Annotated in this window: 11 protein-coding genes; 4 read left to right on the top strand and 7 right to left on the bottom strand. The window is 70.9% G+C overall.

The genetic code is table 11. The features are described from left to right. The first annotated feature begins 20 nt into the window (after positions 1-20). Positions 21-1,145, top strand: a complete 1,125-nt coding sequence (locus ABZ863_RS02345; protein WP_358530019.1) for a hypothetical protein — start codon at positions 21-23, stop codon at positions 1,143-1,145. Positions 1,146-1,152: 7 nt separating this feature from the next. Here the strand turns inward: ABZ863_RS02345 and ABZ863_RS02340 are convergent, their stop codons facing one another. The 4 genes from ABZ863_RS02340 to coaA form a co-directional block, all read right to left on the bottom strand. Further along, positions 1,153-1,311 carry a hypothetical protein gene (locus tag ABZ863_RS02340; RefSeq protein ID WP_358530016.1) on the bottom strand — a complete coding sequence of 53 codons (159 nt, stop codon included), beginning with the start codon at positions 1,309-1,311 and terminating at the stop codon, positions 1,153-1,155. Between the two features lie 140 nt (positions 1,312-1,451). Beyond that, the gene (locus ABZ863_RS02335) at positions 1,452-2,264 is read right to left on the bottom strand and encodes an alpha/beta hydrolase (RefSeq protein ID WP_358530013.1); all 813 of its coding nucleotides are present in this window, start codon (positions 2,262-2,264) and stop codon (positions 1,452-1,454) included. Then, positions 2,264-4,894, bottom strand: a complete 2,631-nt coding sequence (locus tag ABZ863_RS02330; protein WP_358530010.1) for a BTAD domain-containing putative transcriptional regulator — start codon at positions 4,892-4,894, stop codon at positions 2,264-2,266. Before ABZ863_RS02330 ends, ABZ863_RS02335 begins: the two co-directional genes overlap by 1 nt. A 33-nt stretch (positions 4,895-4,927) precedes the next feature. Further along, a complete protein-coding gene (coaA, locus tag ABZ863_RS02325; RefSeq protein WP_358530007.1) occupies positions 4,928-5,860 on the bottom strand; it encodes a type I pantothenate kinase in 933 nt (310 codons plus the stop codon). Positions 5,861-6,092: 232 nt separating this feature from the next. On the opposite strand from coaA, the gene pheA reads away from it, so the two are divergent. The 3 genes from pheA (at position 6,093) to ABZ863_RS02310 (ending at position 8,392) form a co-directional block, all read left to right on the top strand. Next, positions 6,093-6,998 (top strand): prephenate dehydratase, encoded by a 906-nt coding sequence (gene pheA / locus ABZ863_RS02320; RefSeq protein ID WP_358530005.1) that lies wholly within the window; start codon positions 6,093-6,095, stop codon positions 6,996-6,998. Beyond that, positions 6,995-7,618, top strand: coding sequence for a histidine phosphatase family protein (locus tag ABZ863_RS02315; protein WP_358530003.1), 624 nt, complete (start codon positions 6,995-6,997; stop codon positions 7,616-7,618). Before pheA ends, ABZ863_RS02315 begins: the two co-directional genes overlap by 4 nt. Positions 7,619-7,732: 114 nt before the next feature. Then, the gene (locus tag ABZ863_RS02310) at positions 7,733-8,392 is read left to right on the top strand and encodes a DUF4232 domain-containing protein (protein WP_358530001.1); all 660 of its coding nucleotides are present in this window, start codon (positions 7,733-7,735) and stop codon (positions 8,390-8,392) included. Here the strand turns inward: ABZ863_RS02310 and ABZ863_RS02305 are convergent. From ABZ863_RS02305 to ABZ863_RS02295, 3 genes are all read right to left on the bottom strand, one after another. Further along, complete coding sequence (locus ABZ863_RS02305) at positions 8,389-9,588, bottom strand: MFS transporter (RefSeq protein WP_358530000.1); 1,200 nt, start codon at positions 9,586-9,588, stop codon at positions 8,389-8,391. The two genes, ABZ863_RS02310 and ABZ863_RS02305, sit on opposite strands and share 4 nt — an antisense overlap. An 87-nt stretch (positions 9,589-9,675) precedes the next feature. Next, a complete protein-coding gene (locus ABZ863_RS02300) occupies positions 9,676-10,026 on the bottom strand; it encodes a metallopeptidase family protein (RefSeq protein ID WP_358529997.1) in 351 nt (116 codons plus the stop codon). 3 nt (positions 10,027-10,029) lie between these two features. Beyond that, entirely contained in the window at positions 10,030-11,031 is a 1,002-nt protein-coding gene (locus ABZ863_RS02295; RefSeq protein ID WP_358529995.1) for a septum formation family protein, read from the bottom strand. Between the last annotated feature and the right edge of the window lie 82 nt (positions 11,032-11,113).

The raw sequence follows: 11,113 nt of genomic DNA, 5'->3' as shown, positions 1-11,113 counted from the left end.
AATCGTGACAACATGATCGCGTGACCCGCCAATCGGACCTGCGTGCGTTCCTCCGTTCGTTCGACCCGGAGACGCTGGCCGACCTGGTCTGCGACGAAGCCGAGCGCGATCCCGACCTGCGCAGGCGGTTGCTGGCGCGTGTCGACGGCGGCGAGCTCGCCGAGGTGAGCGACCTGCTCGACGACACCGCGCCCGCCGCCGAGTCAGTGCAGCTCGCCTCGGTGCTCGACACACTGCAACGGCTGCTCGACGGCGGCACCCAGGCCGATGTCGCGCCGCTGGCCCGCAGGGCGATCGACCGGCTCACGACCGCACTCGGTGCGGAGACCGAGCCGGGCGGGGTCCCCATCGACCAGCTCGACCGCGCGGTGTCGCTGTACGCACGTGCGTCCGTGGCGCACCCCCCGCCACCGCGGGAGCTGGCGGAATGGTTCCTGCGCATGGCGTTCGGCGCACAGGGCTGGCCGGACATCTCGCTGACCGACTTCGCGCCGGCGCTCGGCGAACCGGGAATCCAGCAGGTGAAGTCCACTGTGGACGACGTGCTGGGGGAGCCGGAGAGTGCGGACACCGCCGCGCGCAGGCGCACCGCGCAGCGGTTGAACCAGGAGATCGCGGAGGTCACCGGCGACGTCGACACGGTCGTCCGGATCCTGTCGGAACAGCTGCCGCGGCTGGACGTCAGCCTCAAGATCGTGCGTGTACTGCGCGCGGCTGGGCGCCATGCCGAGGCTATCGCGCACGCCGCGCAGGCGCTCGGCAACGACGGCGGTGCTCGCCGGGGCCCGCTGGTCGACGCGCTCGAACAGGCCCGGTCAGCGCGGCCGGCCGATGCCGTTCGCGCCCTGCTCGCCGACGATCGTGGTGACGAGGCCTGGAAGGCGGCGGCGGAACTGCCCGCCACCGAGCTGATCGCCGTCTACCGCGCGCATGTCGAGGAGTTGATCGGACACAAGGGGGCACAGCAGTACGTGCGGGCCGCGGCGCAGCTGCGCCGGTTGCGCACACTGCACAAACGGGCAGGCGCCACCGAGGAGTTCGCGGTGTACCTCGCCGAGCTGGTGGAGACGCACCGCCGGAAGACGCGACTGCTCGAGGAGATCCGCAAGGCCAGGATCGCGCTGCCGAAAGCCGTGCGGTCCTGACCCCGGCTCAGGTCGTCGGCGTGGTGTTCTCGCGAACCTCCGGCCGCCGCTGGGCGCGGCTGTTCCTGGCATCGTCGAAGTCGAGAACGAAGGCGCCGCACGCCATCGCCAGTAGTACCGCTATACCGAGAATCGCGCCGACCCAGGTCAGGATGATCGATAGCATCGGTGTGCCTCCCCTGCTCCAGGCTGTCGTTCGTCCTCACCAGAGTCGCCGCGGACGTGCGACGGTGGTATCGGCCAACCGGTTAGTGCTCGCACGTCGTGATCGGCCGATCGGACGATGTCGGTCGCGCTCCGCGACGATCACGACGGCAGCAGGTCGACGACGGCGCCGATCAGCTCGGGTCCGTCCACAAGCACCGCATCGTTGTGGTCCGCACCGGCCACGGCGACGGTGCGTGCCTGCGCCCGGCGCGCGACGTCCAGGCTCTGCTCGGGCGGCACGATCGAATCCGCGGTGCCGTAGACCACGGTGACCGGCGCCCGCACTCCCGAGATCCGCTCGGCAACAGGGAAACGGTCGAGCAGCAGCAGGCTGACCGGCAGGAAGGGGTAGTGCCGCCTGCCGACGGCGGCCAGGTCGGTGAACGGTGAGCGCAACACCAGGCCCGCAGGTGGGTACTCGGTGGCCAGTTCGGTGACGACTGCCGCGCCGAGGCTCTCGCCGAGGTACAGCAGCCGGTCCTGCGGGATCCGTTCCTCGCCGACGAGGAAGGCGCGCGCCGCACGCACATCGAGTGCGAGCCCCTCCTCGGTGGCGGCTCCCGGATTGCCTCCGTACCCGCGATAGTCCAGCAGCAGCACCGAAAGCCCGCGTTCGAGCAGCGCACGGGCGAGGGGCACGCGCAACGCGCGGTTGCCCGCATTGCCCTGCGCGACGAGCACGGTCGCGGCGGCGTTCTCGGCAGGGAAGAACCAGGCTCCGAGCCGCAGCCCGTCCGCGGTGGTGAGCGTGACGTCCCGGCCACCGGGCAGCACATCGGCGGCAGCGGGCAACGGCCCGCCGGAGGGCAGGTAGATCAGTTTGCGTTGGAAAGCGAACAGGCTGCCGAACACCACGGCCACGATGGTGACGACCACCGCGAGCGTGAGCAAGGCCCGGCGACGTGACGGCATCAGTGCGCCAGTGTGCCGAAGACGTGGCCGAGTGCGGCCGTTGCCAACGTCGCCGCCCCGACCACGGCCGCCGGCTCGTCGTGGTCCGTCAGCAGTGCCCGCGCGGGTTCGCGTTCGCCCACGGCGTCGAGCACGGTGCCCGCCAGCAGGACGGCGGTGCGCAGCCGGGCATGGCAGCGCTGGCGGCGGCCGTGGTCGAGCGTGTACAGCAGCAGTTTCGCGGCTTCCGGCATCCGGCCGAGCCGTACCAGCGCCGCCGCTTGCGCTGCCGTTGCAGCACTGTGCACGACGGTGGCTCCGGCCGCGTGTGCCTCGGCGCGGGCCCGCGCGAGCGCGGCCACGCCGTCGGCCAGCTCGTGCCGAAGGCGTACCTCGCCCTCGGCGTACCAGGCGAACGCGTGCTGTGCGGCGGCGCCGGCCGAGGCCGCCAGTGCCCTGGCCGTGCTCGCCGCACGTGACCCTTCGCCGAGGTCGCCCCGATCCGCGGCCAGCAGGGACAGGATGCTGTGGGCGTCGGCGTGGCAGGCCGGCGGCAGCTCCGGCATCGCCAGCAGCGCCTGGCACGCGGTGGCGGAACGCGCCGGGTCACCGAGCTCCCGGTACGCGAGTGCCATCGTGTGCAGCACCAGGTAGCGCTCCTCGGCGGTGCTCGCCAGCGCTGCCGCATGCTCGGCGCGGCGCACCGCCTCACCGGCGTCACCGAACCGCAGGGTGGCCCTTGCCGCGGCGGCGCCTGCCAGCGGGTGCTCGGCCTGGCCGAGTCGCAGCTGCCAGGCTAGGAAGTCCACATCGGACCGATGTGGCGAGAACAGCCCCAGCCTGCCGGTGAGCTCGGCGGCCAACCCCGGCTCCTCCTCGCTCGCCCAGCGCAACGCGCCACCGATGTCCATGGCATGGCGGCGTACCAGCTCGGCCGCGGCCTGGTCGGCACCCGCCAGCGCCTCGGCGGCGGCAGCGCTCACCAAGTCGAGACACCAGCGCGCATGCCTGTCCCTCGTCTTGCGTTCGGCCTGCGATCCGGCGAACCGCCGTGCGGCGAGCTGCCGTACGAGCTCCGGCATCCGGTATCGGGGCCCGCTACCGCGATCGTCCACTGTGAGCAGTCCGGCGGCGGTGAGCCTGGACAGTCCCTCCGCGGCATCGGTCACCGCCTCCGCGGCGGGCAGGTCGAGGTCACCGTGGAACACGGTGAGTGCCGCCAGTAGCTCGCGATCGGCCTCGGCCAGCCCGTCGGCTGCCCACGTGACGGCGTCCCGTGGCATACCGCGCAACGCTGCCGCGCCATGGCTCGTCGCGTGCGCGGCCGCGAGTTCGATGTGCAGTGGCAGGCCGTCCACTGTGGGCGGTGCGCTATGTCGTGTCGTGGCGCGGTCGAGGAAAAGGCGCGTTGCGGCATCGGCGGGCAGTGGTGCGAGCGGAAGCACACGCTCGCCGCCGATGCCCAGCGGAACGCGGCTCGTGGCCAGCATCGTCACCCGCGGGCAGCGCGTCAGGATGCGTTTCACCACCGTGCGTACCGCGGTCAGCACCGGCTCGCAGTTGTCGAGCGCCAGCAGCACCCGCTCACCGGCAAGGCAGTCGGCGATCGCCGTGGTGATCTCCTCGGCGCCACCCCGCGCATGAACACCGAGCGCGGCGGCCACCGCCAGCGGTACCTCCGATGCGCCCACAGTGGACAGCTCCACCGTGGCCACCACAGTATCCACAGTAGACAATGCTTCGAGTAGCAGGCGCGTCTTGCCGACGCCGCCGGGGCCGGTGACCGTGACCAGTCGCTCCCGTTGGGCCAGTGCTGTCAGCCGGGCCAGTTCGCTGTCGCGGCCGACCAGGGACGTCGGTGGTGGGTGCCGTGCCGCACGCACCGGCCACGCATGCGCAGGCCGCTCCGGCTGCCGCCCCGCGATGGTGCGGTAGGTCTCCCGCAGCTCGGTGGAGGGATCGGCGCCCAGTTCCGCCGCCAGTCGCTCGCGTACGGCGGCGTAGGTCGCGAGCGCATCGTCGTGGCGGCCCGCCTGCTGCAACACCCGCATGGCCAGCGCGCACAGCTGCTCCCGGAACGGCTGCACCCGCAGCACCTCCAGCAGTCGCGCCGCCGCGGCACCGGTGTCGCCCAGTGCCAGCTCGCAGCGGGCCAGGTGCTCGATCGCCTGCATCCTGAGCTCGCCGAGGCGCACGGTCTGGGGATGGTCAAGGCCGTCAGGACGCAGGTCGGCATAGGCCAGCGGGCCGCGCCACAGCGCCAGCGCCCGGTTCAGCAGCCGGATCGCCGGGCTGGGACGGGCGTGCCGGGCCTTGCCGACCAGCTGTTCGAAGCGTGTCGCGTCGAGCCTGCGGGTGTCCAGCCGGAGTACGTAGCCCTCGCCGGACCAGACGACGTCGGCGGTGGGGGCCAGCATCGTCCGGAGCCGGGAGATCCGCGTGCCGAGCGCGTCCTCGGCATGGCCGGGTGGCTGACCAGGCCACCCTGCGGCAATGAGCTCCTCGGGCGTGACGGGTTCGTTCGGTCGCACGGCCAGCGCCGCGAGGACGGCACGCAGCGCGGTGTCCTCCAGCTGGGTGCCGGAGCCGGGGTGCTCTACCCACACCCGCCCAAGAACCCGTACGAGGATGCCGCGTGGCCCGATGCTCACGCACGACATCATCGCCGCAAACCGGCGATGATCCTAGAGCTTGCGCAGGCGGACGCGGTTGATCGAGTGGTCGGCGTCCTTGCGGAGCACCAGCGTCGCACGTGGGCGGGTCGGCCGGATGTTGTCGACCAGGTTGGGCTCGTTGATCGTCTTCCACAGGTGCCGTGCCTCGGCGCGGGCCTCGTCGTCGGGCAGGCTCGCGTAGTGGTGGAAGTGCGATGTCGGGTCGGCGAAGGCGGTGTGCCGCAGCTGCAGGAACCGGTCGATGTACCACTGCTCGATGTCGGCGGCGCTCGCGTCGACGTAGATGGAGAAGTCGAACAGGTCCGACACCGTCAGCCGCGGGCCGGGTTGCAACACGTTGAGGCCCTCGACGATCAGAATGTCCGGCCTGCGCACCACCTGCTCCTGCCCGGGCAGGATGTCGTAGGCCAGATGCGAGTACACCGGCGCCCGTACCTCGTCGGCGCCCGACTTCACCTCGGTGACGAAGCGCAGCAGGGCCCTGCGGTCGTAGCTCTCCGGGAATCCCTTGCGGTGCATGAGGCCCCGGCGCACGAGCTCGGCCCGCGGGTACAGGAACCCGTCGGTCGTGACGAGGTCGACGCGGGGATGGTCGGGCCAGCGCGCCAGGAGCGTCCGCAGGATGCGCGCCGTTGTCGACTTGCCGACCGCGACGCTGCCGGCGATCCCGATGATGAACGGCACCTTCGTGTCGCGTGTGTCCTCACCGAGGAACGTCGTCGTGGCCTCATAGAGCCGCTGCCGCGCGGCGACCTGCAGATTGATCATGCGAGAGAGGGGGAGGTAGACCTCCGCGACCTCGGTCAGATCGATCTGCTCGCCGAGCCCGCGTAGCCGCATCAGCTCCGGGGCCGTCAACGGCAACGGCGTCGAGCGGCGCAGCTCACGCCACTGATCACGCTGCAACTCGACATAAGGGCTCAGCTCACGGACCCGTGGCATTCGCTCACTCCTCGCCCGTCGATGGGCCGGCGCCGTACATCTGGTTAACGCTCATCTAACGGTAGGCCCTACCGGGGCGAAACACGCTGTGACCTTCTGCACGCCCGTAGTCGTGCTCAGTGCGTGACGAAGACTTCCTCTCAGGCGACGACGACCTGGCGCACACGCCTGCGGCGACACCCCGCATGGTGGGCGCCGCGCATCCAGCCGAGCCCGTCGTAGCCTTGGCCTCGTGTCACGCATCGCCTACTTCGGCCCCGCAGGTACTTTCACCGAGCAGGCCGCGCGCCTGCTCGCGGCCGCTGACGAGCTGACTCCGGTCGAGACGATCCACGCCGCGCTCGCGGTCGTCCGCAAGGGCGAGGCCGACGGCGCGGTGGTTCCCGTCGAGAACTCCGTTGAGGGTCCGGTCAGCGCGACGCTCGACGGCCTCGCCGAGGAGGACCCGCTCGTCGCGGTCGCCGAGGCGTTGCTGCCGGTGCATTTCAGCGTGCTCACCCGCGGCGAGGAGGGGCCGATCCGCACGGTGGCCAGCCACCCGCACGCACTGGCGCAGGTGCGGCTGTGGCTGGAGCGCCACCTGCCGGAGGCCCGGCCGGTGGTGGCGTCCTCGACGGCAGCCGCGGCCGTGGCGGTGCAGGCGGGTGAGTACGACGCCGCGGTGACCGCACAGGTGGCGGTGGAGCACTATCCGCTGCACGTGCTGGCGACCGGGGTCGCCGACGTGCCGGACGCGCAGACCCGGTTCCTGCTCCTCCGCGCGCCCGGCGAGCTGCCGGAGCCCACTGGCGCCGACCGGACGTCGATCGTCGCGGCTGCCCCGAACCGCACTGGCTCGCTCGCCGAGCTGCTGTCCGAGCTGGCAATGCGCGGTATCAACCTGACCAGGATCGACGCGCGCCCGATCAAGGGCAACTTCGGCATCTACCGCTTCTTCATCGACTTCGAGGGCCACGTCGCCGAGCCGCGTATCGGTGACGCGCTCGCGGCGCTGCGCCGCCGGTGTCACGTGCGGTTCCTCGGCTCGCACCCCCGTGCCGACGACGTACCGGCGACGATCGCGCCGGGTGCGGCGAACGACGACTTCGTCAACGCGGCCGACTGGGTCGCCGCCGTCCGCAAGGGAGAGCTGGCATGAGGTTGTACCTGGTCCGCCACGCCCAGAGCGAGGCCAACGTGCTGCGCACGCTCAACACGGCGCTGCCCGGCCCACCGCTGACAGAGCTCGGGCGCGGCCAGGCGCAGGCGCTCGCCGGGCGGCTGCGGGACGAGCCGATCGCCGCGGTCTACGCCTCCGAGGCCACCCGTGCCCAGCAGACGGCCGCGCCGCTGTCGGCGGAGCTCGCCATCGAAGTGCAGGTGATCGCGGGTATCCAGGAGATCTCCGTCGGTGACCTGGAGGACCGTGCCGACCAGCAGGCTCTCGAGGCCTACTTCAGGACCGTGCACTCGTGGACACAGGGCGAGCTCGGCGTGCCCATGCCGGGAGGGGAGAGCGGGCATCAGGTGCGTGACCGTTTCGTCGGCGCCATCGACGAGCTCCGCGCCAAGCATGCCGAGCAGGACGGCGACGGCGTGGTCGTCGTGGTCAGCCACGGCGGTGCCATCCGGCTCGCCGCCGAATGGCTCGCCGACAACGTCGCTCCCGAGATCGCGGACAAAAGCCTCATCCCGAACACCGGCATCGTGCAACTGCGTGCCCGTCAGGACGGCGGCTGGCTCTGTGTGGACTGGACCGGCATGCCGATGGACCGCTGAGCGGGACGGCAGTCGGTCACGGGATTTCCGCCTTTCGAGTGGAGCGTGGGGCACAACCCCCTGCGTGCATGGCGCGTCCATGGGGTAATCACCCAGCACAGGGAGGGCGGAGTGATGAACAAGAAACGCGCGAACGTCCCACACGTGGCACTGGCCGCCGGCGCGGCCCTGACCCTGTTGCTTGCCGGCTGCGGAGGCGGCAGCCCCGACAGCGCGGCACCGACCACAGCCCCACCACCGACGACGGCGGAGGCAGTCCAGACCACTGCGCCACCGGCAACGACCATGGCGGCCCCGCCGAGCACGACGCCGAGGGCGGCTGCGCCGAGCGACCCAAGGCCGTTGTGCAAATCCGCTGATCTACGGCTGTCTCTCGGGCATGGGGACGCCGCCGCGGGAACCGTGTACCGGCCGCTGAGGTTCACCAACACCGGCTCCGGGGCGTGTGCGCTGCAGGGCTTCCCCGGTGTCTCTTACGTGACCGGCAACGATGGCCACCAGGTCGGGCCCGCCGCTGCCCGTGAGGGCAGCAAGGGTGAAGTGGTGACGCTGCAGCCCGGCGGGGTGGCCAGTGCCACTGTCGGCTTCGTGCAGGTCGGCAACTACGACCCGGCCGTCTGCGAGCCGACCGATGTCCGTGGTCTGCGGGTGTACCCGCCCCAGGAGACGGCGTCGATGTACATCGCGGCATCCGGCACCGGCTGCGCCCGCCACGAGCTCCCCGGCAACCAGCTCACCGTCTCCACCATCCAGTCCGGTCCCGGCGAGCCCTAACGGTCCTGCGGGCGGATCGCCACGAACGCGGCGACCGCGAGCACCAGCAGCAGGGCTCCGGACACCGCGAACGTCGCGCTCGTGCTGCCGAGCAGATCGGTGAGCACGCCGCCCAGCAGCGCGCCGACGGGGATCGCACCCCACACCGCCGTGCGCCACACGCCGAGTACCCGGCCCAGCAGTTCGCCGGGCACCAGTGTGTGCCGCGCCGTGGCCAGCAGCACGTTCACCACGACCACAGCTGAGGCGAACACGCCGAACAGGGCTGCCGACAGCACGACGTCGCTGCTCAGGCCCATACCGCCGAAACCGGCACCCGCTGCGACGATCCCCGCGCTGAGCAGCGTGCGCCGGTCGAACCGGTCGATCAGCCGGGCCGCCACCGCGGCACCGGCCAGTCCGCCGATACCGCCCACGAACGCGAAGACGCCGAACGCGCCGGGCGAGAGGCGGAGATCTTCCAGCGCGTACAGCACGAGCTGGGCCTGTGCCAGCTCGCTGAGCAGACTGACCGCGCCTGCCACGAGCAGCAGCCGCAGCAGCAGCGGGTTCCTGCGCACCCAGCGCACACCGTCGGCCAGGTCCGAACGCAGCGTCGTCTCAGGGCGAGCCGGGCCTCGTGGCCGGTAGCTGCCCGCCATCGCGGCCAGTAGCGCGGCCCCGATCGCGAAGGCCGCCGAGTTCAGCAGGAACGGGAACGCGGCGAACATCGCAAACGTGAGGCTGCCAACCGGGCCGCCGAGGAAGGTCTGCCCCACGATCTCCGTGGCCTGCAGCTTGCTGTTGGCGTTCGCTAGTCGCTCTCGCTCGGTGAGCGCTGGGATGAGCACGTTCGCCGCGCTGTCGGCGACCGTCTCCGCGACCCCGATGAGGAGCGCGGCCACGTAGACCACCCAGATCGACACGGCGTCGAGCAGCACGAGCGCGGCCATCGCGGCGACCACCACCGCCCGCGCAGCGTTGGCGATCACGATGGCCTTGCGCCGGTCGATGCGGTCCAGCAGCCCGCCCACGACCAGCGCACACAGCAGCCAGGGCAGGAACTGCGCCGCACTGAGTCCGGCGATGAGTATGGGGTCGCGTGTGACGGTAGCGGCGAGGAGAGGAAAGGCGACCTTGCCGATGCCGTCACCGAGGTTGGCCAGTGCGCTCGACCCCAACAGCCAGTTCAGCCGCCGCTCGGAGCTACGGAACATCAACGCCCACGCAGTCGAGCAGATCGTGCCTGCTGCGGGGCCGCAAGATGCGTGACTCGTCTGGGTTAAGCCTTTCCGCGTGACCCATTAGCCCCAACCGAGCTCGTGCAATCGCTCGTCGTCGATACCGAAATGGTGCGCGATCTCGTGCACGACCGTGATCAGTACCTCCTCGACCACGTCGTCCTCGGTGTCGCAGATGGCGAGGATGGGCTGGCGGTAGATGGAGATGCGGTCGGGAAGCACGCCTCCGTAGTCGTGGCCACGCTCGGTGAGGGCGACGCCATGGTAGAGACCAAGGATGTCCGGCTCCTCGTCGTTGTGGTCCTCGACGAGAACTACCACGTTGTCCATGGCGTTCGCGAACTCCGGCGGCACCTCGTCCAGCGCGGCCCCGACGAGTTCCTCGAACCGGCGACTTGTCATCTGCACCGGCATGGCTCAGCCGCCGTTCGCCGCGCTCGGCTCGGTGGGTGCCGACTGTGATGCGTCCGGCTCGGGCGTCGGTGGCGGATCCGGCTGCTTCTCGACGCTGCCCCGCACCGGTGCCAGGCCGCTGTCGTCCTCGAGCTTGGCGGCGACCTTGCAGTTCACCATCGTGGCGCCGGCGTCCCAGCTCGCCTGCTCGCGGAGGTCCCAGCTGAGGATCAGCCCCTTCTCCCGGAGGTCGGCCTCCCCGGTGTACTCGCTGACGACGCGCGAACACTCGGTGTCCAGCCACGTCTTCTGGTCATCGAGCGCAGGGAACCCGTCCTCGAAGTGGGTCTTGAGGTCCACCAGCCCGACGATCTCGTAGGAGTGCGCCGCGGAGCAGTCGACCGGATCGCTGACGGTCTTGCCCTCGATGCCGAGGCAGGTTCCCGGCTCCCAGACGTTGGACTGGTTCTCCTCCGCCGCGGGGCCGCGCAGGGTCTGCAGCTCGCCGCCGGGGCCCGCCCATTGCAGCCCGCAATGCAGCGTGCGCTCGCCTTCCCGCCACTGCTCGTCGTCCGGTCGCAGTACGCCGAGTGACAGCTTGCCGACGGGATCCAGCGGTGCCTTCAGGTACTGCTCGGCCTTCTCCCCGCACCGCTGCTCGGTGATCGTGCGCCACCTCTCGGTGCTCGGCTGGCGGGCGCCCGGCGGGAACTCGGCGGCGATGTCCACCACGCCGACCACCTCGAACAGGTGGTCTTGGGCACACCGGACCGCCCGCACGTCGTTGGCATCGGACGCCGACCACGTCAGGCAACTGCCCGGCGGTGAGCTGAACGCCTCCCTGCGTTTGGTGAGCGCGGCCTCGGCGGCCGCTTCAGCACGTTCGGCCTCTGTCTCGAAACCCCAGGAGAACACCCAGCTGAACGACATCGCCACGAGCGCGCCGATGAAGACGCCGACCACCAGCACGCGCGTGCGCAGCGCTGATTTCGGGGCGGCTGGGAACCGGTCGGGCTCGTCGGACATCGACTCCATCATGCCTGGTCGATTTGGCGGTTGCCCGTGGGTCGATAGGGTGAGGCAGCGCAAGCCCCTCGGTTACGGAGTG

This window comes from Saccharomonospora sp. NPDC046836 (assembly GCF_040645195.1).
Taxonomy (GTDB): Bacteria; Actinomycetota; Actinomycetes; order Mycobacteriales; family Pseudonocardiaceae; genus Prauserella_A.
The sequence above is the reverse complement of the archived record's forward strand: the minus strand, read 5'-3'. Positions and strand labels throughout refer to the sequence as shown.

Coding starts and splice junctions, on each gene's coding strand:
- ABZ863_RS02340 (WP_358530016.1), bottom strand. CDS start 1,311: ATGCTATCGATCATCCTGACCTGGGTCGGCGCGATTCTCGGTATAGCG.
- ABZ863_RS02295 (WP_358529995.1), bottom strand. CDS start 11,031: ATGTCCGACGAGCCCGACCGGTTCCCAGCCGCCCCGAAATCAGCGCTG.
- ABZ863_RS02315 (WP_358530003.1), top strand. CDS start 6,995: ATGAGGTTGTACCTGGTCCGCCACGCCCAGAGCGAGGCCAACGTGCTG.
- ABZ863_RS02335 (WP_358530013.1), bottom strand. CDS start 2,264: ATGCCGTCACGTCGCCGGGCCTTGCTCACGCTCGCGGTGGTCGTCACC.
- coaA (WP_358530007.1), bottom strand. CDS start 5,860: ATGCCACGGGTCCGTGAGCTGAGCCCTTATGTCGAGTTGCAGCGTGAT.
- ABZ863_RS02310 (WP_358530001.1), top strand. CDS start 7,733: ATGAACAAGAAACGCGCGAACGTCCCACACGTGGCACTGGCCGCCGGC.
- ABZ863_RS02300 (WP_358529997.1), bottom strand. CDS start 10,026: ATGCCGGTGCAGATGACAAGTCGCCGGTTCGAGGAACTCGTCGGGGCC.
- ABZ863_RS02305 (WP_358530000.1), bottom strand. CDS start 9,588: ATGTTCCGTAGCTCCGAGCGGCGGCTGAACTGGCTGTTGGGGTCGAGC.